Below are 20,766 nucleotides of genomic sequence, written 5' to 3'. Positions count from 1 at the left end.
GACGGCGCGCGGATACCCGACTCAGACGGGTGCGAGCCCGCGATCGTGGCGGATGATGCTCGGTCCCCGAGATGTGGCCGAGACATGCAGCTGGGCCGGGAGCTGGTCTTTCATCGAGGCCACGTGGCTGATGACGCCCACCGTCCGTCCCCCCTGGCGCAGTTCGTCGAGCGTGCGCATCGCGAGGTCGAGCGTGTCGTCGTCGAGGGAGCCGAACCCCTCGTCGATGAACAGGGTGTCGAGATGGATGCCGCCCGCCCGCGCGGTGACCACCTCGGCCAGTCCGAGCGCCAACGCCAGCGAGGTGAGGAAGGTCTCTCCCCCCGACAGGGATTGCGGCGGTCGGCACTGGCCGGTGAAGGCGTCCATGATCTCGAGACCCAGTCCGCTCGCCGCTCCGCGCGCCGCCAGCGCGTCGGTGTGCTGTAAGCGGTAACGACCCGACGACATCTCGTCGAGTCGGAGGTTCGCCGCCGTGACGATCTCTTCGAGCTCGGCCGCCAGCACGAAGGTCTCCAGCGTCATGCGACGGGTGTTCGGCGCCCGACCGGCGACGGTGTCGGCGAGACGGGCGATGACCGCGTGCTCCTCGGCCAGGGTCGCGACCGACGCGTGGGCGGCGTCGGCGCGCTGGGCGAGTGCCCGCAGCCGTTCGGCGAGAGCCCTCGCCTCGGCGTGCGCGGCGGCGGCCGCCTGCACCTCGGTGCGCGCGGAGACGACCGCGGCGGCGAAGGGCTCCGGATCGAGTGCATCGTCGGCGACCCCCGAGAGCTGAAGCTCGAGTTCGAGCAGCCGCTCTCGGGTGGAGGCGACGGCCGCGACGTGCTCCGCGACGAGGGCGTCGAGTCGGCGGCGTTCTTCCTCGGAGCGGAGCGCCGCCGCGGCGGATTCGGCCTCGGCGAACGGACTGGCCGCGACGAGTTCGTCGAGCGTCCGGTGCGCGGTCTGCCGCTGATCGAGCGTGCGGATGAGCTCGCTGCGGGCATCGCGCAGCTCGCGCACGGCGTCACGGCGCGCGCGGAGGTCGTCCTGACGCGCGGCGACCGAGTCGAAGGCCCCGCGGGCCTCGGTGACGACGCGGTCGAGGTCGTCACCGCGCTGGCGCGCGAGCGCCAGCTCCTGCTTCGCGTCGGCGAGCTCCCCCGCCAGGTCGTCGAGACGACGCGCGATCCGCGCGTCATCGGCGCCGAGTCGCGCGCGCTCGGCGCGCACGCTCTCCTGCTCCTCGACGGCGGCAGTCGCCTCGGCCACCGTCCGCTCGGCGGCCTCCCGTCGAGCGGACAGGGTCTCGACGTCGTGCCCGCCCGCGCGGGCCGCGGCCAGCGCGTGGATGTCGCGCGCCACCCTCGCCGCGTCGGAGGCCTCGCGATCTTCTTCGGCGGCGACGTTCTTGCGCTCCTCGGCGGCCGCCAGCTCGTCGTCGGACACGGGCTGCGCGTCGCCGACCGCGGGACTCGGGTGCTCGAGCGAGCCGCAGACCGCGCAGGGCTCGCCCTCGACCAGGTCGTGCGCGAGCTCGGTCGCCGCGCCGGCCAGCCGTCTGCGCAGCAGGCCGGTCCATTCCTCGAGCGCCCGTTGGAGGGCATCGGAACGCACGAGCGCGGCCAGATCGGCCTGCTCGCGATGCTCGAGCAGACGCGCCGCCTCGATGGCGGCATCGAGGCGGTGCTGCACCTCGTCGCGCGCCGAACGCGCCGTCTCGAGGAGCGCCGCTCCCGCGGACAGCTCGTCGAGACGTCGGTCGAGGGCGTCGAGAGCGGAGGGGATGCCGTCGCGCTCGGCGAACAGGACGTCGCGCTCGGCCTGCGCCGCGGCCACCCGTCCCTGCAGGCCCTGGATCCGCTCGTGCACGCGGGCGGAGTCCGTCTCGGCCGTGAGAGCGGCTTCTCCCCTCGACAACGACGCCGTGAGATCGTCCTCGCGCTGGGCGAGGGTCGCATCGTCGAGGGCGAGAACGACGTCCGCCTCGAACGGGGCGGTGGCGGACGCGGCCTCCCCGTCGAGCCCGACATCGGCGCTGTCGCCGTCGCCGTCGCCGGCCGTGGTCGCGCCGGCGGCGGCAGACGGCCCGGCCGGTTCGTCGAGGGCACCGGCCCGCTCGGCGGCCGTTCGCGCACGGTCCTCGGCCTGCGTCACGGCCGCGGCCGTCGCGGCCGCGATGTCGAGCGCGCCCCGGATCCGCTCGGCCTCGACCGCCCGGGCGGATTCTTCGCGTGAGCGCGTGACACGTTCGTCGTCGGCCTCGAGCGCACGGAGCCGCTCCCTGACCCGCGCGCGCTCGTCGAGACGATCGCGAAGGGCGGTCGCCTCGCGCTGCGCCAGCAGGGCCGCGTCGAGTCGGGCGTCGGCCCGCTCACGCTCGCGACCCAGCGACTCCACGCGGTACTCCGCCCGTTCCACCGCACGAACGAGCCGCGCGAGGCGCTCGGCGGGAGCGGCGGACGCGAGCTCCTCGGGGGAGGCTTCCACGGCGTCGCCGTCGGAGGTGTCGGTGTCGTGCGCGGCGTCGAGCTCGCCGGCCAGGCGCTCCGCCTCGTCGAGGAGGGTGGAGACCTCGACGCCTTCGGCGGCGAGCGCCTCGTGAGCGCGCTTGCGGCGGTCGTCGAGGTCGGCGGCGTACTGCTCGAACGTGCGAGTGCCGAACAGCGTGCGCAGGAGTCCCAGGCGCTCGTCGTTCTTGGCCAGGAGGAAGCGGGCGAATCGGTTCTGCGCCAGCAGGATGACCTGCAGGAACTGCTGCTGCGTGAGGCCGAGGACGTCGTCGAGGTGCGCGGCCACGTCGACGGGTCGCGCGGCGACACCGGTCCATCCCTCTTCGCGCAGCTGCTCGAGCAGGGCACGGTGCGGCTCTTTCGTCGTCCCCCCTCCGCGACGCTTGGGGCGCTCGAATTCGGGGGACCTCGTGATGCGCCAGCGTTCTCCGGCGGCGCTGAACTCGAGCGTCACCCGCGTCGGGTCGTCGGGCGAGCAGTGGTCGCTGCGCAGCCGCTTCTCGGCGCCGTCGTAGCGCGGGACTCCGCCGTAGAGGGCGTAGCAGACGCCGTCGAGGACGCTCGACTTGCCCGCGCCGGTGCGGCCGGTGATGAGGAAGATCCCGTCGGCGGCGAAGGCGTCGAAGTCGACCGTCTGCGTCTCGAGGAACGGGCCGAACCCTTCGAGCTCGAGGCGGTGCAGCTTCACGACCGCGCCTCTTCGACCCGGCGGGCGTCGAGCACGTCGCGGATGAGCGCGCGTTCGGCCTCGGACGCCCCCTCGCCCTCGCGGACGTGCGCGAGGAACGCGTCGATCACCTCGCTGTCGTTGCGCGCCGCGCGGACCCGCTCGGCGTAGCCCACGCCGTCGTCGACGTGCGCCGCGGCCGGGAGGTGCGCGACCGTGGCGCACCAGGGGAACCGCTCCTGCAGACGCCGCATGGGATCGGGCTGCGGGGTGGAATCGGTGTATTCGGCGCGCACCCAGTGGCCCTCGTAAGCGGCGAACCGCTCGTCGTCGAGGAGATCGTCGAGCGGGGCGCGGAGGGTCGCGAGCGGCCGGGGGACGGGGAGGTCGAGCCAGGTGACGGCGGCAAGGCCCTGCGCGTCGAGGTCGACGAGCCACGACCCTCGGGGTTTTCCCGCTTCGCCGAAGCTGTAGTGCAACGGCGCTCCGGCGTAACGGACGCGATCGGAGAGCTGCTGCCGCCCGTGGATGTGCCCGAGCGCGACGTAGTCGGGGCCGTCGAAGGTCGGCAGCGGCACCACGTCGAGTCCGCCCTGACGGATCTCGCGCTCGACACCCGGCGTGGAATCGACCCCGGCGGCGAAGCAGTGGGCGGCGACCACCGCACGGCCCCCGCGCTCGGCGCGGTCGGCGCGGACGAGGTCGAAGGCGTGCGCCATGGTCTGCGCTTGGCTGCGGAGCTCGACGCCCTGCCACACGTGCCGCACGATGGCGGGTTCGAGGTAGGGGATGCCGTAGAAGTGGACGGGGCCGTGCTCGTCGGCGAGGGTGATCGGGGTGCCCACGGTGGCGGGATCGGTGACGATCGTGATCTCGTCGCGCAGCAGGGCGGACTGGAAGCCGAGGCGGGCGGCCGAGTCGTGGTTGCCGCTGGTGACGACGACCCTCGCACCGCCGTCGACGAGCGAGGCCAGCGTGCGCGTGAGGACGGGATAGCAGGCGGCGGCGGGGGCCGCCGAATCGAACACGTCGCCCGCGACGATGACGACGTCGACCGCGTTCTCGCGCACCTGGTCGACCAGCGTCGACAGCACCTCGCTCAGCGCGTCGAGCGTCGAATGCCCGTGGAACGTGCGCCCGATGTGCCAGTCGGAGGTGTGCAGGATTCGCATGCAGCCACGGTACGCGGCACCTCCGACATCGGCTCGCCGCAACGCCCTCGCCCCGTGGCTGCAGTCCGCCCGGCGTGCGAACGCCCCGCACCCGACAGGCGGGGGCGGGGCGTTCGGAGGTGGTTACGCGCCGGCGATCTCGGCGGCGAGGGCGCGGATGCGGTCGTCGCCCAGGTCGAGGCCGACCTCGGTGAAACGCTGGCGCAGCACGTCGGCGATGCGCTGCTCGCTCTTGTCGCCGACGTCGGCGCGCGTCTGCACGACGACGCCCTGGATGCGGGCCTCGTCATCCGTCGGATGCGTGTCCATGGCCGGTTCCGACTGCTCGTCGGGCCGCGCGACCTTGCGATCGCGGTGCAGGGCACCACCGACGGAATCGGCCGCCCCGGCGCCGCCGTCGGCGCCGTCGCCCGGTTCGGGGGCTCGTGTCTGGTCGGCCATGTCAGTCCTCCGTGCTCAGATCGGGATCGATGCCGTGACTGGCGGCATCGCCTTCGATGGGGTCCGAGGGGGCGGCGTCGTTGAGGCGGGACGATCCTTTGGCGCTCTCGTTGCGCTCGGCCGTCTCGCCGTCGGCGACGGCGCCGCTCTCCCATCCTCCGGGCGGGTCGGCGTCGATGACGCCTTCGGGTAGGTCGCGGTCGTCGTTCATGACTCCCCCTTTCGAGGAGTCCAGCTTGCTCGGGGCGGGAGGGCACCCGGCAGGGGTTGACGCTCGCTCACGGCGCGCGTAGGCGCGGCCCTCACCCGGCGGGGCGGCGGTGGAGGAGACCCGCACGCTCGGGGTGCGCCTCAAACCACTCGCCCACGTACCAGCAGACCGGGATGATCTCGCGGTCGCCCGCCGCCTCGATGGCGTCCACAGCCCGCTCGGTCACGACACCCGCGTAGCCGTGGCCGCGGAAGGTGGGGATCGTGAAGGCGCGCGTGAGGGCGATCGTGCGCCCGTCGTCGCGGTAGTCGAGCACCGAGACGAGGTCGTCGCCCCGGTGGAGGGTGAATCGGGATGCCGTCTTGTCGTCGGCGAAGCTCAGGTCGGCCATGCCGAGAGAGTACGCCGCTCCTGAACGACAGGGCCCGATCGCGCACAATGCACAGCCGGACCGACAGAGGACGAAGATCGACTGCGCACAATGCTCACTGACCGGCCGACCGCGGATGATTTGACGGCCACCGACGCGGTAGGTAATAATCACCCCCATGACTGTGACTGCGCGTTCTCTGTCCGCCCGGGAGGCGAACGGGACTGCCGGCATGATGATGCCCGGCCGCGCTGTCATGTGTTGTCGAATGTGCCGCTAACAGCGACCCCTCGCCCGGACGACCTCGCGCTTCTGTATGCCGACCTCGTCCCCCGGTCGCCCGAGCCGCGCGTCGATCACGCGCCCTCCGGCACCGCGCTCCGGCCATTCGGCCCTCACCTCCCGTCGAACCCCGCTCTCGACCGACGCCCGGGTTCACCCACGCAAGGACTTCTCCTCATGTCGATCTCCGCTGTTCTCGACCGCCCCCAGACCGCTTCCGCCGTCCGCGCCCAGGCCCCGCGCGTGACCGTTCCCGCCACCCCCCGCCCCGCCGCGGCACGCCCCGCGCCGGCCACCGCTCCCGCCGCCCCGGCCGCGGACGCCCCCCGCGCGGCATCCGCCACCGCCCCCCGCGGCTTCGCGCTCTACGTCGGCATCGACGAGGCCAAGGCCGCCGCCGCCGGCGTGAGCCTCGGCACCCTCGTCGAGGCCCTGCGCCGCACGCTCGGCGAGCTCGCCCCCGCGGCGGAGACGTACGCCACCGTCGCGCTCGCCCCCGTCGGCTCCGGCGGACGTGACGTCGACGTGGTGCGCCTGGCCCTGCACGAGCCGTCGGCCGTGGCCCGCACGAAGGACGAGCCGGCCGAAGAGGATCGGGCACCCGGCGGTGTGGTCGTCGACATCTCGCGCAAGCGCGTGCTGATCGACGGGGAGTCGGCGGCGTTCACCTTCAAGGAGTTCGAGCTGCTGCAGTACCTCGTTCTCCGCGAGGGACGCACGATCGAGCGCACCGAACTGGTCGCCTCGCTGTGGGAGGGCTCGCCCGACGAAGACGCCCCCGGAGAGCGCACGATCGACGTGCACGTGCGTCGCCTGCGCGCCAAGCTCGGCGTCTACGAAGACATCGTGCGCACCGTGCGCGGCGTCGGCTACCGCTTCGACCGTCACGCCGACGTCTCGATCCGCTACGGACACGGCACCCCCTCGCCCGACCGCTTCTGAGGGCGCGCCCCGCCGGGCTCCCGCGAGCGCGACACCCGTTCCGACGGGCCGCCGAATGCGCGGACCGACCGGCGGATGCCGCGATGTCGGCGATGCGACGTAGGGTGTCGGCATGAGATCGACCGGGGTGCGCACGCCGCGACCCCCGCGCGACCTCGGCGCCCCGGCGCCGCCTCCCGTCGAGACCGAGTACCGCCCGTCCTCCGCGGTCGACGTGAGCCGCGCGATCTCCGCGCAGCGCCACGGCGTCAACGACCCCACCTACGTCGCGACCGCTCCACTGTCGAGCGGCGGGGTGGTCTGGAGGGTCAGCCGCACCCCGCTCGGCGTCGCGACGCTCGCCGTGCGTCAGCGCGCCGACGGAAGCGTGCGGGCCGCGGCATGGGGGCCGGGGGCGACCTGGGCCCTCGACCAGCTGCCGGCGCTGTGCGGCGCACACGACGATCCCGAGGGCTTCGACGCGTCGCGGCATCCCTCCGTCGCCGAGTGGCACCGCCGCCACCCCGATCTGCGCATCGGCCGCACCGACCTCGTGTTCGACGCCCTGGTGAGCGCGATCATGGAGCAGAAGGTGACGAGCATGCAGGCGTTCTCGGCCTGGCGCAGCATCGTGACCTGGTACGGCGAACGCGCTCCCGGCCCCACCCCGCGAGCGATGTTCGCCCCGCCCGATGTGGAGGGCTGGCGGCATGTGCCGTCATGGGCCTGGCATCGCGCGGGCCTCGAGCCTCCGCAGTCCCGCACCATCGTCGAGTCGGCCCGTCGAGGCTCCGCGATCGTCCGCGCCGCCGCCGCCGCCGCCGACGGCGAGGCCCGCGACCGCGTCTTCATCAGCCTGCGGGGCGTCGGCATCTGGACGAGCGCCGAGACCCGCATCCGCGCGTTCGGAGATCCGGATGCCGTGAGCGTGGGCGATTACCACCTCGCCCATCAGGTGGGCTTCGCCCTCACCGGCCATCGCACCGACGACGACGGGATGCTCGAACTGCTCGAGCCGTTCGTCGGACACCGGCAGCGCGTCATCCGTCTGATCTACGCCGGTTCGGGCCTCGAGCCCCGGCGCGGCCCCCGACTGCACCCGGAGGACCACCGCAACCGGTGAACGGGACCGCCGGTTCCGCGGCGCCCCCGTCCGCGAGACGCCGGTCGCCCGCGCCCCCGTAGGGTGGGCCCATGACGCAATCGGGGACGGGCTGGCCGCGCGGACGGACGTACTGGGTGCTGGGCAGCGTTCTGCTGCTGGGTCTCGGCATCCTCTTCGGGCTGGTCTGGCAGAACGTCTGGCTCGGCCTCGTCATCGCGGCGGCGGTGTCGGTGGGGTGGCTCATCGCCTACGAGTCCAGCCGCGGCCGCAACGTCGGCGTGAACGATCCCGACAACGGCATCCAGCTCTGACGCGTCACCGGTAGTACACCGCGAGGGGGTAGGGACCGTCGCGGCGCACCTCGACCGGGGTGCCGAACACGCGCTCGAGGATCTCGGGCGTCATCAGCTCCGCGGGCGGACCGACGTGCACGACGCGCCCGTCGGCGAGGGCCACGATGCGGTCGGCGTAGGCGGCCGCGAAGTTGATGTCGTGCACCACGATGACGATCGTCTTGCCCAGCTCGTCGGCGGCGCGGCGCAGCTGTCCCATCATGGCGACGGCGTGCTTCATGTCGAGGTTGTTCAGCGGCTCGTCGAGCAGGATGCAGTCGGTGTCCTGTGCGAGCACCATCGCCACGTACGCCCGTTGGCGCTGACCGCCGGAGAGCTGGTCGAGGTAGCGGCCCGCGAGAGCGGTGAGGTCGAGGAAGGCGATCGCCTCGTCGATCTTCGCGTGGTCGGCGGCGGTGAGCCGCCCCTGCGAGTGCGGGAAGCGTCCGAACCCGACGAGCTCTCGCACCGTGAGACGCGTGACGAAGTGGTTCTCCTGGCGAAGGATCGACACGACGCGCGCGAGCGTCCGGCCGGGCGTCGTGGCGACGTCATGACCGCCGACGCGCGCCCGTCCGCTCGTCGGGGCGGTGAGACGACCCACGATCGTCAGCAGCGTCGACTTGCCGGCGCCGTTCGGTCCCACCAGCGCGGTGACTCCTCCGGCGGGGATGTCGAGCGAGACCGGACCGAGCACGGTCTGGTCGCCGTAGGTCATCGTGATGTCGGAGAGCGAGATCACAGGCTTCCCTTTCGCAGCAGGAAGATGAGGAAGAACAGACCGCCGACGAACTCGATGATGATCGAGAGCATGCCCGCGGCATAGAACACGTGCCGCAGCACGAGGTAGCCACCCAGCAGCGTCGCCGCGCCCAGGAGGGCGGCGAACGGCAGCACCACGCGGTGCTGCGACGACCCGGCGAGCTGGTACGCGAGGGTGGCGACGAGGAACCCGAAGAAGGTCATCGGCCCCACCATCGTGGTCGACACCGAGATGAGCACCGCGACGAGCACCAGGATGCCGACCACCTCGCGCCGGTACGCCACCCCGAGGTTCAGCGCGGTCTCGCGCCCGAGCGCGATCACGTCGAGGCGGTGACGGCGTCGCCAGACGACCGCGAGCACCGCAGCGACCACGAGCGCACCCCAGGGGAGGTACTCGGCATCCGAGTTCGACAGATTGCCGAAGAGCCGGGCCGAGAGGATGTCGAAGTCGCTGGGGGTGAGAAGGCGCTGCATCACCGTCGACAGCGATCCGAAGCCGACGCCGAGCACGACTCCGACCAGCAGCATGACGTGCAGGTTGCCGCGGCGCCCGGCGAACAGCCACCCGTACAGCAGCGTCGCGAAGCCGACCATGAGCACGCTCTGCACGATCACCTTCGCCAGACCGTCGGTGGCCGACAGGGCCGCGCTGCCGAAGAAGAACACCAGGGCCGTCTGCATGACGACGTACAGGGCGTCGAACCCCATGATCGAGGGCGTCAGGATGCGATTCGCCGTCGCGGTGTGGAACAGCACCGTGGCCACCGCCTGACAGCACGCGACGAGGGCGATCGTGGCGACGCTCACGATCCGCAGGTCGACGGCGATCCAGAAGCCGCGGGAGCCGGGCACCCCGGGAAGGTCCCACGTCAGCACGCCGATCGCGGCGACGACGACCACGAGGGCCAGGATGCCGAAGCGCCAGGCGATCCGGGGGCGTCGAGCGGGCGCCGCGACGGCGCTGGCGGTGAGCACCTCAGCCACGGGGACGCATCCGCAACAGCAGGGCGATGAAGACGACGGAGCCCACGACGCCGAGGATCATCGACACGGGCACCTCGAACGGCATCCGCACGACACGACCCAGGATGTCGCAGGCCACGACGATCGCGACGCCCCCGAGGCACACCCACGGGAGATTCGACCGCGCGTCGTCGCCCCGCCACATCGAGACGAGGTTGGGAACGACCAGTCCGAGGAAGGGCAGGAAGCCCACGACGACGGTGGTGACCCCGGTGGCCACCGCGACGAGGGCGGTGCCGACCAGCAGCACGCGCGCGTGGTCCACGCCCACCGCGGTGGCGATGTCGCGACCGAGACCGGCGACCGTGATGCGGTCGGCGTAGAAGAAGACGAGCAGGACGACGATCGCGACGATCCAGAGCACCTCGAACCGGCCGCGGACGATCGAGGTGAAGCTGCCCATGAACCACGTGCCGAGCATCTGCAGCGAGTTGGTCGACACGGCGAGGTAGGTCGTGAACGCCGACACGACGGATCCGAGCATGATGCCGATGAGCGGGACGACGAGCGACGAGCGCAGCGAGATGCGCCTCAGGATGCCGAGGAACACCATCGTGCCGGCGAAGGCGGCGACGGATGCCGCGACCATGCGCACCCACAGGGGCGCCGAGGGGACGAGCAGCACGGTCAGCAGCAGGCCCAGAGCCGCCCACTCGGAGGTGCCCGTCGTCGAGGGTTCGACGAACCGGTTCTGCGTGAGCAGCTGCATGGTCAGACCCGAGACGGCCATCGCGCAGCCGGCGAGGACGAGGGCGGTCGTGCGGGGGACGCGCGAGATGGCGAACATCTCGGCCCCGAAGGCGTCGGCGGTCAGGTCGTAGGCGCCGACGAAGAGCGAGAGGAGGACGAGGGCGGCGACACCGGCTGCCGCGGCGGGCAGCGCGAGTCGCGCGCGTGGGCGGAGGGCGGTCTGAGGCATGGCATCCATCCCTGTCGGGACCGCGCCCGCGGGAGGGGTCGTCCGCGTCGCCGGAAGCGGCTCGACGGTGTTCCTCGACCCCTCACGCGAGCGAGGTGCGGACAGCGGTCAGGAGGCGAAGGCCTCGGCGGCGGAGCGGTACAGCTTCGTGTAGGCCTGGATGCCCTCGTCGAGGTAGAAGCCCGCGTCGAGGTAGACGATCTGGTTCTTCTGCACCGCGGGGACGTTCTTCAGCGCCTCCGAGTTCTCGACGAGTTGCCGGGCCGCGACGTACCCGTCCTCGCCGAACATCGCGTCTCGGTCGAGGACGAAGAGCCACTCGGGGTTGGCCGCGGCGATCGCCTCGACGCTGATGTCGTCGCCGTGCGAGGCGTCTTCGGCGGCGCGGTCGAGCGCGGGGGTCAGGCCGAGGGTCGGGAAGAGCGTCCCGACTCCGCGCCCCTCCCCCGGGGCGGCGTAGGCGATCTTGCCGCCGGAGGCGATGAGCCCCATCACCGTCTGCGACGGGTCGTAGGCCTTCTTCGCGTCGGCGATGGCGGCGTCGAGGTCGGCGGAGAGCTGCGCCGCCTCGTCGTTCTTGTCGAAGACCTGTCCGAGGATGGCCGTCTGGCGCTTCAGCTCGGCGGTGTGGTCCTCGCCGTCGCGCGGACTCGTCTCGATGGTCGCGGGCTGGATGTCCTTCAGCTGCGCGTAGATGTCGCGGAAGCGGTAGCCGCCGACGATCAGATCGGGCTCGCTCGCCACGACGGCCTCGATGTCGGGTTCGCGGTGCAGTCCGACGTCGAGCACCTCGTCGCCGCCGGAGAGCGAGGGCCACAGGTCGTACATGAGCGGCTTGGGGGCCGCGACGAGGGTGACTCCCCAGTCGCTGAGCGTCTGGAAGGTGGTGTTGTCGAGCGCCACGACCCGCTCCGGCGCCACGGGCACCTCGATCGATCCGTGGTTGTCGTCGACCGTGACGGTGCGCGCGGCCGCGGCCTGGTCCACGGGCGCGGCGGCTCCGGAGGCGCAGCCGGTGAGGGCGAGGGCGGCGGCGAGCGAGACGATCGCGGCGGGCCGGAGGGCGGTGCGGGACAGGCGAGAACTCATCAGGTGTCACTCCAGTGCGGGATACGGTGCGCGAGCGGCGGGAGGACCCCGACCGCTCGGGAAAGTTAGGTTAGCCTTAGCTATGTAAATATGTCGAATCCACCGAAGATGGCGTCGCGACAGGTACGCGAGGGGATGACGCGCGCCGTCCGCGCCGATCACGCGCCGGTCCCCCGGCACGCGTGGGGACGGACGATCGCGGGCCCACGGCGATCGCACGCCGGTCCCCGGCGCCCGCGAGGACGGGCGATCGCGGGCCCACGGCGATCGCACGCCGATCCCCCGGCGCCCGCGAGAACGGGCGATCACGCGCCCACGGCGATCCCACGCCGACCCCGGGCACCCGCCCGCGACCAGCCCGTCAGTCGCGCTGCACGCCCCCGGCGAAGGCGAGGACGCGCGCCCGCAGGAAGGACGCGGTGAAGACGCCTGACGCCCCCGGCGCCGGATCGGCCGTCGCGGCCGCCGCCGCGTCGGCGAGGGCGCCGCGCAGAAGCGGGAGCTCGGCGCCGGTCGCCGTCAGCGCGTCGACGGCCCGGACCGTGTACTCGTCGGCGATGCCGATGCGCTGCGAGACGGCATCCGAGGGGTCGACGCCGTCGGGCACCCGCACCGCGGTCAACGCCGACAGCGCCGCGGAACCACGGGTGAACGCGGCGGTCGAGATGCCCAACGCGAGCCACTCGCCCCCCTCGTCGGCGCGCGCGGCGAGCTCGTCGCGCGCGGCCTCGAACGCGCTCGTGCGCAGACCATCGAGGTCGTCGGCGGGCACGGCCGCGTCACCGCGCCGCGCGTCGACGGCGTCGGTGGTCGCGATCGCCGCCCGGCGCAGCAGGGAGGCGAGACCGTCGAGGTCGGCATCCGAGGCGAGGGCGCCCGTCCCGTCGATCTCGCCGCGCAGGTCGGCGATCGCCCGGGCGTTGCGCGCCGCGGAGGAGGCCAGCGCGGCGGAGGTCAGCCCCGCGGGAGCGAGCGAGGGGTCGGCTTCGGTCGCGAGGTACGCCTGCGCCTGCGCGGCCAGGGCGCGGGCCTCGGCCGCCCCACCGATCGCCGCGAGTGCACCGTCGGCGTCGTCGAGCGTGGAGGGTGCTTCGGTCGACACCGTGAGCACGGCGTCGGCATCGCCGGCGGCGTCCGCCGCGAGCGCTGCGGCATCCACCGGCGAGAGGGCGGGAGCCGCCGCAGCGGCGGCGATGTCGGCGGCCGTCGACGCTGCCGCCCAGGCACCACCCGCGTCGCCGGCATCGCGCAGGCGTTCGCCGCGATCGACCGCGGCCCGCGCCCGGTCGGCGAGCGCCCCCTCCGGTGCGGAGACGAGCGACGAGCGCGCGCGATCCAGGGCGTCGTCGACCGCCATCATCACGGAATCGGGGGCCGTCGGCGCCTCCTCCGCCGTGGGCAGGGGGGACGGCGACGGCGGAGGCGTCGGGAAGGCGGCCTCGGGGAGGTCCTCCCCGGTCATCACGGCGTACGCGCTCGCGATGTCGGCCACCTCGGTGACGGTCATGCCCCCGGTCGCGGCGAGCTGGTCGAGATCGACGGCCGTGCCCTCGGCATCCATCGCCGTCCGCTGGCCCGCGGGAACGAGGATCGTGTCGATCCCGCCCGCCTCGATCGCCGCCGTGACCTGCTCGGGCAGTCCCGCGACCGGGCCGATCGTGCCCAGGGGCGTCACCCGTCCGGTGAGCGCGACCCCGGGCTGCACCTCGGTGCCGTAGTACAGCGCGAGCACGCCGACCGCGGTGACCGCTCCCGCCGCGGGAGTGGCGATGCGGGCGTCGAAACCGAAGGTGTAAGCGGTGTCGGGCCGGGCGCCGGTGAGCAGGGTCGCGGCGGTCACGGCCGTCCACGTCGCCGACTGGGTGACCGGGTCGACACCGCTGACGTCGTTCTCGGTGATGTCGATGCTGAGGTCGCCGCCGTCGGCGGAGTCGGCCGTGATGCGCTGACTGGTCACCCCGCCCTTCTTCCCACTGGCGTAGAGCACGGGCACGGTCACCTCCGAACCCGAGAACGATCCGTCGGAACCGGTGCCGAAACCGAGCGAGAATCTCAGGTCGCATCCCGCGAGCACGAGCGTGCACGCGAGGGCCAGGATCCCGGCCTGCAGGGCGCGGCGCGTCACGCGACGCCAGCGATATCGCGCCGCATCGGCACATGAGGGATCCCGTCCTCGGCGAAGGGCTCCCCCGAGACGACGAACCCGAACCGGCCGTACCAGTCGGCGAGGTGCTCCTGCGCGTCGAGCAGGATGGGAAGGCCTGGCGCCTCGGCATCCAGGTGGGCGACGGCGGCGCGCATGAGGTCGGCGGCGATGCCGCGGCCCCGGGCGTGCGGGGCGGTGGCGACCCGCCCGATGCGGGTGTTCGCCGGTTCGCGCAGCATCCGCAGGGTGGCGAGCACGTCGTCGCCCTCGCTCGCCCACATCAGCTCCGCGCCCGGCTCGATGTCGCGGCCGTCGATCTCGGGGTACGCGGCCTGCTGTTCCACGACGAACACGCTCACGCGCATCCACAGGATGCGGTAGAGAGCGAGCGGGGGGATGCCGGCGACGGGCGCCCGATGCAGGGTGACGGCCATGCTTCGACCGTACCCGGGCGTCCGGCGCGAGGCGGACGCCTCGATCGCGCCGTGGACGCGGTCGTTCCGCGGCGCTAGCCTCCTGGCATGTCGTTTCAGGCGTACCTCGACAACATCGAGACCAAGACCGGACTCACGCCGCGTCAGTTCCTCGCCCTCGCCGAAGAGCGCGGGTTCGGGCCCGGCACGAAGGCCGGCCCGATCCTGCAGTGGTTGAAGGACGATCACGACCTCGGCCGCGGTCACGGCATGGCTCTGGTGCACGTGATCACGAAGGGACCGAAGATCAGCGACGCGCACGTGGGCTCCACCGGTCCGCACGGCGACGCGACCGACGAGCTCTGGCTCGACGGCGCCGCCTCGAACCCGAACCGCTAGGCGGAACCCGCCCCGAAGCGTCGCGACGCGGCGATCTGCTCGCCGACGCGGCGCAGCGCCAGGATGAGGGGTTCGACGAGCGCGGTCCCCAGCACGACGTACCGCACGGCATCCTCGATCGAGGAGTCGGGGGTCGCCGCGAGTTCGGCCTCGGCGAGGGCGCCGAGGTGCTCGATGTAGGCGTCCATGACGGCGTCCGGCACCGTGAACCCCGCGCGATCGAGGGTCGCGAGGGCCTGCGCGACCGCGGCGACCTGGTCGGGGAAGCAGTGCTCCGCCGAGCCGCCCATGCGCTCCAGGAGGGCGAGCGCCGCCGTGAGGTCGAGGTCGCTCGAGACCGCCGGCGTCACGGCGGCGTTGGCCGCGCCGAGGAGGTCGGAGGGGTTCTCGGGCGGCTCCTCGAGCAGCGCGACGACCTTGCGGACGCCCGCGATGCCGACGCCGGCGTCGACGAGGGCACGGATGACGCCGAGTCGCTGCACGTGGGCTTCGCCGTAGGCGGCCTGCGTGGGAGAGGACCGCTCCCCCTCGGGCAGCAGCTTCTCGCGTAGGTAGTACTTGATGGTCGCGACGGGGACGCTGCTGCGCGCCGCCAGCTCTGAGATCCGCACGTTCCCCCTTGACTCGATAGCGAAACTATCCAACACTGGATAGTGCCACTATCGAGTGAGGACGTGCCATGGCCCCCATCAATCCGGGTCGGATGACCCACCGCTGGGACGACGAACTCGTCGTCTTCCACATCGGCATGACCGTCAACCGCTGGTGGCGTGTCGACCAGTGGATGCCGCTCATGAGCGACATGCCGAAGATGCTCCGCGAGCTGAGCGTCGACGCCGACTCCGGCCTGCTCGGCTTCACGATGCTGCTCGGCGCGCGCGGGCCCTACCTCGTGCAGTACTGGTCGTCGCTCGACAAGCTCTACGCCTACGCCTCGGCCCCCACGCAGGAGCACCGCCCCGCGTGGACGCGGTTCAACCGCCGGGCGCGCTCGAACCTGGGGGCCGTCGGCATCTGGCACGAGACCTACGTGGTCGACCGCGCCGAGACCATCTACGTGGGAACCCCCGCGATGGGCCTGCCGAAGGCCACCGCGGTGGTGCCGATCGCCTCCCGCCACGACCGGGCTCGCGCGCGCGTCGCCGACGGCCGCACGGGCCCCGCACCGACCGCCGCGGCGACCGCGGGGACAGAATGAGCGTATGGAATCGCTCCTCACCACCGCCGCCGACCTGAACGCCGCCCTCGCCGCGGGGGCGTACCCCGACGGCGGCCCCGTGCGCGTGCTCGACGTGCGGTGGCGGCTCGACCGCCCCGACGGGCGACCGGACTACCGCGAGGGCCACATCCCCGGCGCGCAGTACGTCGCCCTCGACCGCGACCTGGCGGCCCACGGCGCCTCGTCGAGCGAGGGGCGGCATCCGCTCCCCTCCGTCGACCACCTGCAGGCCACCGCGCGCCGCTGGGGGATCGACGCGGGCGACACCGTCGTGGTCTACGACGACGCGAACAACATGGCGAGCGCGCGGGCCTGGTGGCTCCTGCGCTACGCCGGTCTCACCGACGTGCGCCTGCTCGACGGCGCGTATCGCGCCTGGGTCGACGCCGGCTTCGCGCAGGAGGAGGGGGATGCCGCGACCCCCGCGCCCGGAACGGTCGACCTCGCCTACGGCGCCCTGCCCGTGCTCGAGCTCGACGACGTCGCCGACGTCGCCGCGGAGGGCCTGCTCCTCGACGCGCGCGCCGGCGAACGCTACCGCGGCGAGACCGAGCCGATCGACCCGCGCGCGGGCCACGTGCCGGGAGCCGTGAGCGCACCCACGACCGAGAACGTCGGCGCCGACGGGCGATTCCGCTCCCCCGACGACCTGCGCGCGCGGTTCCGCCTGCTGGGCGCCGACGACGGGATGAGCGTGGGCGTCTACTGCGGATCCGGGGTGACCGCGGCGCACCAGGCCGTCGCCCTCACCCTCGCGGGCTTCGAACCGCGCCTGTACCCGGGATCGTGGAGCCAGTGGTCGAACCACCCCGAGCTCCCCGTCGCGACGGGCCCCGCGCCGCGCTGAGCGCTCTCCGTCGCGTCAGGCCCAGAGGTCGCCGACCGCGACCTCTCGACCGAGCACGTTCTGCGCCGCGCGATGCCCCGAGAGCATCGCGCCGGGGACCGTCGCCGGGTCGTCGCCCCACGTCGCCTCGCCGGCCACGTGCAGCACTCCCCCGCCGACCGGCTCGGCGAGGTCGTCGTGATCCGCGCCGACCGACCCCGGGAGCATGTAGGCGTACGAGCCGTGCGAGAACGGATCGTCCTGCCACCGGGTGACCACCGCACTCTCGGGCTCGGGCACCGCGTCGCCGTACAGCCGCCGCAGCTGCGCGAGGGTGGACGCCACGATCTCGTCGTCGCTCCACGCGCGCGTCGCGAGGGCGGCGGGACCCGCGGCGAAGGTGAGCAGGGCGGGCTCGTCGTGCAGGCGCCCGAGGTCGTACCAGGAGTGCCACCACTGCCCCTCGTCGCCGAGCTGACGGATGCCGTAGACGTCGGGCTCCCAGAACCGTTCGGCGAAGCGGAGCACGACCTTCTCGAAGGCGTTCATGCGGAGCAGGCCGAGCGCACGGGCGTGCGCCGCGGGGAGGGCGGGCTCGATCTCGAGATCACCCGCCTGCAGAACCCCCACCGGCACCGTGACCACCACGTGCCTGCCGTGGAACGTGCCGAGGTCCGTCTCGACTTCGGCCCCGTCGGCCGCCCACCGCACGCGGGAGACCACGTGCTCGAGTCGCACGTCGAGTCCCTCGGCGAACCGCGTCGCGAGCTCGTCGTACCCGCGCGGGAAGACGACCTCGTCGCCGTTGACGGTGTCGTCGTCGAGACCGTGGGCCCCGAGACCGGCCATGCCGATGCCGTACTGCTCCTGGGCGCGGCGGTCGTTGTACTCGCGCACGCGCTCGGCGCGCTCGGCATCCCAGTCCTGCGCGGCGAGCGCCCGCTCGACGACCTCGGCGTAGGTCGCATCGTCCGCGGCCTCGGCGATCACGTCCACCAGGGCCGCATTGAGCGCGCGGATGTCGTCGGCGTAGCGGCGCACCGCCTCGGGCGCCAGGCGGTGACCCTCGGCGTCGAAGTACGTCAGGGGACGCGAGTCCGGTTGGTAGCCCCCGACGGTGAACTCCACCATCGGCATCCCGAAGGCGCGTGCGGCCTCGGCGACCGGACTGTCGTCGATGCCGTGGATCCACGACGCCCCCCGGTCGGTGACGTGCCCTTCGCTGCGGTCGGTGAAGACCCGGCCGCCGACGCGGTCACGGGCCTCGAGCACGACCACTCGATGCCCGTGACGGGCGAGAAGCCGGGCGGCGGCGAGGCCGGAGATGCCCGCTCCCACGACGACGGTGTCGAACTGCTCCTGCATGACGGCTCCCTCGGGTAGACGACCGTGTGACGAGAGTAGTCCGCCCGGGGTCGTCGACGGCGGCCGCCCCGGAGATGGCCGCGGCGACGTCCGGGCGCCGCCGCGGCCCGTCAGGGAAGGGTGACCGGCCCCGCCGATCCCGTGGCGAAGAGGACGTGGGCGACGTCGGAGGGGGTTGCGAAGTCGGCGAGCCCGAGCCGGAGCGCGGTCACCGCGTACTCGGCCGTCGAGCGGGCTGTCGGCAGCGTGTACGTCGACCCCGGAGGAGCCCCGGACACGTCCGGCTGCACGTTGACCATCACCGACACGACCGACGGCAGCGCGTTCAACACATTCGCCAGAACGGTGACCACCGGTGCCGAGAGCGTGGACAGCGTCGCGCCGAGGGTGGTGACGCGGTTCAGGAGTTCGGTGGTGAGCAGGCTGGTCAAGGACGTCGTCAGGACGGGTCCGGACAGGGAGAGGGTGTTGACGATCGTCGTCAGGTTCGGCAGTCCGAGAAGGCCGAGAGCGGCGTTGAGCGCGGTGAGCCCCGTCGTGGGCACCCCGGAGAGGGAAACCCCGATCACCGGCGCCGGGCTCCCTTCGAAGAGGCTGCGAATGGTGGTGTTCAACGTGAGTCGAGCGGTCGCCAGGTTGGTGGTCGGGGCGTTGGTCGTCAGGCTGACGCCCACCTGCACGCTCAGGTCGATGCTGATCTGCGCGTTCAGGATCGCCGCGCGCAACGCCGCGGTGACGTCCGTCGCCCACGCATCCAGGAGCGCGCCCGCTTCGGCCGTGATGGCGTTCACGACACCGGCGTTGAGGACGAGCTGGGTGTTGGGGGCCGCGTTGTTCAGCGGGCCGGTCAGCCGCTCGAGATCGACGAGGATCCGTCCGTTCGCCAGGTCGATCGTGAATCCGTCGCCCCGCAGTTGCAGGGCGAGGAACGGGGCGACCGTCGACCGCAGGTCGAGACCCGTGATGGTTACCGTACCCGTCGTCTGCGTGCTCGCGAGAGTGGAGACACGGAGTCGGAGGGTGTTGCTCAACGTCTGCGAGATGAGGCCGTTCTGCCCCACGAGCCCGGCGACCGCCGTCTCGAGCTGTCCCACCGTCGTCGTGACCGCCCCGGTCAACGCCCCCACCGCGGGAGCGTCGAGGACGAGACCGAGACCCGCGATGCCGTAGGCCCGCTGCGCGATCGGCTGAGCGGCGGGCACGCCCCACACCTGGTCGAGCAGGGCGGCGCACCCGTTCAGTTGCGAACGGGCGGCGACCGCACCGACCTCGAGCCGCGCGGCGTTCAGCCCCGCGACGGTCGGCAGAAGAGCGGTGATGTCGATCGTCGCGGGCCGGGGAAGGTCGCTGTCGGGTGTCGTGTCCGACACCAGGACGGCCCCGGAATTGTTGATCAGGCCGGACGCCCCCACGGCGCTCCCGGTGGCAGCCCCCTGCGTCCATTGGTTCGCCGCTCCGAGGGTCGCGCCCGGCAGCCCGACCGAGAAGCCGGTGAGATCGACCCCCACGATCCCCAGCGCCCCCACGTTCAGCGGGTTGGCGAAAGTGGAGGTCGGGGGCGGGGAGCCGAGATTCAGCGCGTTCGCCGGATCGGGTACCGCCACCCCGTCCGGCCGCACCGTCAGACGCATGTCATCGAGCTGCGCGAGCGCATCCAGGTCGACCCCGAGCAACTCCCCCGCGAGGAAGGTTCCCCGAGACCGGCTCTCGAGAGCGGGATTCTGCGCGCAATCCAGGACGCCCGTCCCGAGGGCCTCGTCGTGGACCCATTCGGCGTCGTTCCAGTTCGCGGTCGTCGCCGTGATGCCCAACGGCACCACCAGCAGCATTCCCGTCGCGGCGGCCAGAGCAGCCCGAATCACAGCCTTCATCGCCGTCCCCCGTTCCGTGCGATCCGCATCGACGCCCCGATTCCGAGGAGCCCCGCGGCGAGCGCACCCACGCCGACGAGCGCCATCGGGTCGAAACCGGTGGCCGGCAACCGCCCCGGTGGGCGCACCGGCACGTCGTCGACCGACATCGCCGTGAGTCCGACGCCCATCCGTCCGCGCAAGCCCATCAGGGAGGCGTCCTCCCGCGCCGCGGCGGAGTCCTCGACCGAGAGGGTCACCAGCAGATACTGCGGGGCCGACGGCGTGAGCGGGCGCAGTTCGAACGAGGGCGACGTCGTCGCGTACTCGTCGGACGGCGTCGCGACCGTGATGGAGCGGCTCCCCCGGGCGCAGACGGGTTGATCGGGTGCACCCGACCAGGGGTCGTCGCAGACGTCCACCCGCATGACCAGCCCGCGGGGCACTTCCGCCAACGGGCCGCTCTTGCGCAACTCGAGCGCGAGCGTGGCGGACGTGGCATCCTCCAGGCGCGCCTGGATCTGCCAGAAGGCGGGATCTCCGGGGCTGAGTTCGAAGAACTCGGCGGGATACGGATCGGCGGAGAGCACGAGTCGTCCCGGTGCGCCCGTGGGCGGGACGTCGACGAAGGCGGCGCGTGCCGCATCGGCGACGAACACCCCTCCGGCTCCGAGGAGCGCAAGGGAGGCGGCGGCGGCGAGGACCGCGCTGACGCGCCGACCGGCGACGCGAGGAGAGAGGGTCATGGTTCTCCGATGG

Annotated in this window: 21 protein-coding genes; 6 read left to right on the top strand and 15 right to left on the bottom strand. The window is 72.7% G+C overall.

The window, feature by feature from the left end:
- Positions 1-21: 21 nt before the first annotated feature.
- The 5 genes from FB047_RS12510 to FB047_RS12490 all read right to left on the bottom strand — a co-directional run bounded on the left by FB047_RS12510 (position 22) and on the right by FB047_RS12490 (position 5,374).
- Complete coding sequence (locus FB047_RS12510) at positions 22-3,180, bottom strand: AAA family ATPase (RefSeq protein WP_136587545.1); 3,159 nt, start codon at positions 3,178-3,180, stop codon at positions 22-24.
- The gene (locus FB047_RS12505; protein ID WP_136587544.1) at positions 3,177-4,331 is read right to left on the bottom strand and encodes an exonuclease SbcCD subunit D; all 1,155 of its coding nucleotides are present in this window, start codon (positions 4,329-4,331) and stop codon (positions 3,177-3,179) included. The genes FB047_RS12510 and FB047_RS12505 overlap by 4 nt, the downstream gene beginning before the upstream one ends.
- Positions 4,332-4,454: 123 nt before the next feature.
- Complete coding sequence (locus FB047_RS12500) at positions 4,455-4,772, bottom strand: hypothetical protein (RefSeq protein ID WP_136587543.1); 318 nt, start codon at positions 4,770-4,772, stop codon at positions 4,455-4,457.
- Position 4,773: 1 nt separating this feature from the next.
- Positions 4,774-4,983 (bottom strand): hypothetical protein, encoded by a 210-nt coding sequence (locus FB047_RS12495; protein WP_136587542.1) that lies wholly within the window; start codon positions 4,981-4,983, stop codon positions 4,774-4,776.
- Between the two features lie 91 nt (positions 4,984-5,074).
- Positions 5,075-5,374 carry a GNAT family N-acetyltransferase gene (locus FB047_RS12490; protein ID WP_136587541.1) on the bottom strand — a complete coding sequence of 100 codons (300 nt, stop codon included), beginning with the start codon at positions 5,372-5,374 and terminating at the stop codon, positions 5,075-5,077.
- Positions 5,375-5,812: 438 nt separating this feature from the next.
- Here FB047_RS12490 and FB047_RS12485 point away from each other — a divergent pair, with 438 nt between their 5' ends.
- The 3 genes from FB047_RS12485 (at position 5,813) to FB047_RS12475 (ending at position 7,972) form a co-directional block, all read left to right on the top strand.
- Positions 5,813-6,577, top strand: coding sequence for a winged helix-turn-helix domain-containing protein (locus tag FB047_RS12485; protein WP_136587540.1), 765 nt, complete (start codon positions 5,813-5,815; stop codon positions 6,575-6,577).
- 112 nt (positions 6,578-6,689) lie between these two features.
- A complete protein-coding gene (locus FB047_RS12480) occupies positions 6,690-7,679 on the top strand; it encodes a DNA-3-methyladenine glycosylase family protein (protein ID WP_240752788.1) in 990 nt (329 codons plus the stop codon).
- 71 nt (positions 7,680-7,750) lie between these two features.
- Positions 7,751-7,972 carry a hypothetical protein gene (locus FB047_RS12475; protein ID WP_136587539.1) on the top strand — a complete coding sequence of 74 codons (222 nt, stop codon included), beginning with the start codon at positions 7,751-7,753 and terminating at the stop codon, positions 7,970-7,972.
- A gap of 4 nt (positions 7,973-7,976) precedes the next feature.
- Here the strand turns inward: FB047_RS12475 and FB047_RS12470 are convergent, their stop codons facing one another.
- From FB047_RS12470 to FB047_RS12445, 6 genes are all read right to left on the bottom strand, one after another.
- Positions 7,977-8,735 (bottom strand): iron ABC transporter ATP-binding protein, encoded by a 759-nt coding sequence (locus FB047_RS12470; RefSeq protein ID WP_136587538.1) that lies wholly within the window; start codon positions 8,733-8,735, stop codon positions 7,977-7,979.
- On the bottom strand, positions 8,732-9,742 hold the full coding sequence (locus tag FB047_RS12465; RefSeq protein ID WP_136587537.1) for an iron chelate uptake ABC transporter family permease subunit: 1,011 nt from the start codon (positions 9,740-9,742) through the stop codon (positions 8,732-8,734). The genes FB047_RS12470 and FB047_RS12465 overlap by 4 nt, the downstream gene beginning before the upstream one ends.
- Complete coding sequence (locus tag FB047_RS12460) at positions 9,735-10,700, bottom strand: ABC transporter permease (RefSeq protein WP_240752787.1); 966 nt, start codon at positions 10,698-10,700, stop codon at positions 9,735-9,737. Before FB047_RS12460 ends, FB047_RS12465 begins: the two co-directional genes overlap by 8 nt.
- Positions 10,701-10,808: 108 nt before the next feature.
- A complete protein-coding gene (locus FB047_RS12455) occupies positions 10,809-11,789 on the bottom strand; it encodes a siderophore ABC transporter substrate-binding protein (RefSeq protein WP_136587535.1) in 981 nt (326 codons plus the stop codon).
- Between the two features lie 361 nt (positions 11,790-12,150).
- Entirely contained in the window at positions 12,151-13,914 is a 1,764-nt protein-coding gene (locus FB047_RS12450) for a S16 family serine protease (protein ID WP_167494235.1), read from the bottom strand.
- Positions 13,911-14,369 carry a GNAT family N-acetyltransferase gene (locus tag FB047_RS12445; RefSeq protein ID WP_136587533.1) on the bottom strand — a complete coding sequence of 153 codons (459 nt, stop codon included), beginning with the start codon at positions 14,367-14,369 and terminating at the stop codon, positions 13,911-13,913. Before FB047_RS12445 ends, FB047_RS12450 begins: the two co-directional genes overlap by 4 nt.
- Before the next feature lie 87 nt (positions 14,370-14,456).
- On the opposite strand from FB047_RS12445, the gene FB047_RS12440 reads away from it, so the two are divergent.
- On the top strand, positions 14,457-14,747 hold the full coding sequence (locus FB047_RS12440) for a DUF4287 domain-containing protein (RefSeq protein ID WP_136587532.1): 291 nt from the start codon (positions 14,457-14,459) through the stop codon (positions 14,745-14,747).
- On the opposite strand, the gene FB047_RS12435 is transcribed toward FB047_RS12440, so the two are convergent.
- The gene (locus FB047_RS12435; RefSeq protein WP_136587531.1) at positions 14,744-15,358 is read right to left on the bottom strand and encodes a MerR family transcriptional regulator; all 615 of its coding nucleotides are present in this window, start codon (positions 15,356-15,358) and stop codon (positions 14,744-14,746) included. The genes FB047_RS12440 and FB047_RS12435 overlap by 4 nt on opposite strands.
- Before the next feature lie 68 nt (positions 15,359-15,426).
- Here FB047_RS12435 and FB047_RS12430 point away from each other — a divergent pair, with 68 nt between their 5' ends.
- Together FB047_RS12430 and FB047_RS12425 are read left to right on the top strand one after the other, a co-directional pair.
- Positions 15,427-15,945, top strand: a complete 519-nt coding sequence (locus tag FB047_RS12430) for a DUF4188 domain-containing protein (RefSeq protein WP_136587530.1) — start codon at positions 15,427-15,429, stop codon at positions 15,943-15,945.
- 4 nt (positions 15,946-15,949) lie between these two features.
- Entirely contained in the window at positions 15,950-16,813 is an 864-nt protein-coding gene (locus FB047_RS12425; RefSeq protein WP_136587529.1) for a sulfurtransferase, read from the top strand.
- A 15-nt stretch (positions 16,814-16,828) separates the two neighbouring features.
- On the opposite strand, the gene FB047_RS12420 is transcribed toward FB047_RS12425, so the two are convergent.
- From FB047_RS12420 to FB047_RS12410, 3 genes are all read right to left on the bottom strand, one after another.
- Positions 16,829-18,157 (bottom strand): flavin monoamine oxidase family protein, encoded by a 1,329-nt coding sequence (locus tag FB047_RS12420; protein WP_136587528.1) that lies wholly within the window; start codon positions 18,155-18,157, stop codon positions 16,829-16,831.
- Between the two features lie 110 nt (positions 18,158-18,267).
- The gene (locus FB047_RS12415; protein WP_136587527.1) at positions 18,268-20,028 is read right to left on the bottom strand and encodes a choice-of-anchor G family protein; all 1,761 of its coding nucleotides are present in this window, start codon (positions 20,026-20,028) and stop codon (positions 18,268-18,270) included.
- On the bottom strand, positions 20,025-20,753 hold the full coding sequence (locus FB047_RS12410; protein WP_136587526.1) for a hypothetical protein: 729 nt from the start codon (positions 20,751-20,753) through the stop codon (positions 20,025-20,027). Before FB047_RS12410 ends, FB047_RS12415 begins: the two co-directional genes overlap by 4 nt.
- Positions 20,754-20,766 lie beyond the last annotated feature (13 nt).

It is taken from the genome of Microbacterium hydrothermale (assembly GCF_004854025.1).
Classification (GTDB): Bacteria; Actinomycetota; Actinomycetes; order Actinomycetales; family Microbacteriaceae; genus Microbacterium; species Microbacterium hydrothermale.
The sequence above is the reverse complement of the archived record's forward strand: the minus strand, read 5'-3'. Positions and strand labels throughout refer to the sequence as shown.

What these genes read in the sequence shown, in the direction of transcription:
- FB047_RS12445 (WP_136587533.1), bottom strand. Translation starts at nt 14,369, where the DNA reads ATGGCCGTCACCCTGCATCGGGCGCCCGTCGCCGGCATCCCCCCGCTC.
- FB047_RS12500 (WP_136587543.1), bottom strand. Translation starts at nt 4,772, where the DNA reads ATGGCCGACCAGACACGAGCCCCCGAACCGGGCGACGGCGCCGACGGC.
- FB047_RS12410 (WP_136587526.1), bottom strand. Translation starts at nt 20,753, where the DNA reads ATGACCCTCTCTCCTCGCGTCGCCGGTCGGCGCGTCAGCGCGGTCCTC.
- FB047_RS12475 (WP_136587539.1), top strand. Translation starts at nt 7,751, where the DNA reads ATGACGCAATCGGGGACGGGCTGGCCGCGCGGACGGACGTACTGGGTG.
- FB047_RS12420 (WP_136587528.1), bottom strand. Translation starts at nt 18,157, where the DNA reads ATGCAGGAGCAGTTCGACACCGTCGTCGTGGGAGCGGGCATCTCCGGC.
- FB047_RS12455 (WP_136587535.1), bottom strand. Translation starts at nt 11,789, where the DNA reads ATGAGTTCTCGCCTGTCCCGCACCGCCCTCCGGCCCGCCGCGATCGTC.
- FB047_RS12505 (WP_136587544.1), bottom strand. Translation starts at nt 4,331, where the DNA reads ATGCGAATCCTGCACACCTCCGACTGGCACATCGGGCGCACGTTCCAC.
- FB047_RS12430 (WP_136587530.1), top strand. Translation starts at nt 15,427, where the DNA reads ATGGCCCCCATCAATCCGGGTCGGATGACCCACCGCTGGGACGACGAA.
- FB047_RS12440 (WP_136587532.1), top strand. Translation starts at nt 14,457, where the DNA reads ATGTCGTTTCAGGCGTACCTCGACAACATCGAGACCAAGACCGGACTC.
- FB047_RS12460 (WP_240752787.1), bottom strand. Translation starts at nt 10,700, where the DNA reads ATGCCTCAGACCGCCCTCCGCCCACGCGCGCGACTCGCGCTGCCCGCC.
- FB047_RS12485 (WP_136587540.1), top strand. Translation starts at nt 5,813, where the DNA reads ATGTCGATCTCCGCTGTTCTCGACCGCCCCCAGACCGCTTCCGCCGTC.
- FB047_RS12415 (WP_136587527.1), bottom strand. Translation starts at nt 20,028, where the DNA reads ATGAAGGCTGTGATTCGGGCTGCTCTGGCCGCCGCGACGGGAATGCTG.
- FB047_RS12480 (WP_240752788.1), top strand. Translation starts at nt 6,690, where the DNA reads ATGAGATCGACCGGGGTGCGCACGCCGCGACCCCCGCGCGACCTCGGC.
- FB047_RS12490 (WP_136587541.1), bottom strand. Translation starts at nt 5,374, where the DNA reads ATGGCCGACCTGAGCTTCGCCGACGACAAGACGGCATCCCGATTCACC.
- FB047_RS12425 (WP_136587529.1), top strand. Translation starts at nt 15,950, where the DNA reads ATGGAATCGCTCCTCACCACCGCCGCCGACCTGAACGCCGCCCTCGCC.
- FB047_RS12495 (WP_136587542.1), bottom strand. Translation starts at nt 4,983, where the DNA reads ATGAACGACGACCGCGACCTACCCGAAGGCGTCATCGACGCCGACCCG.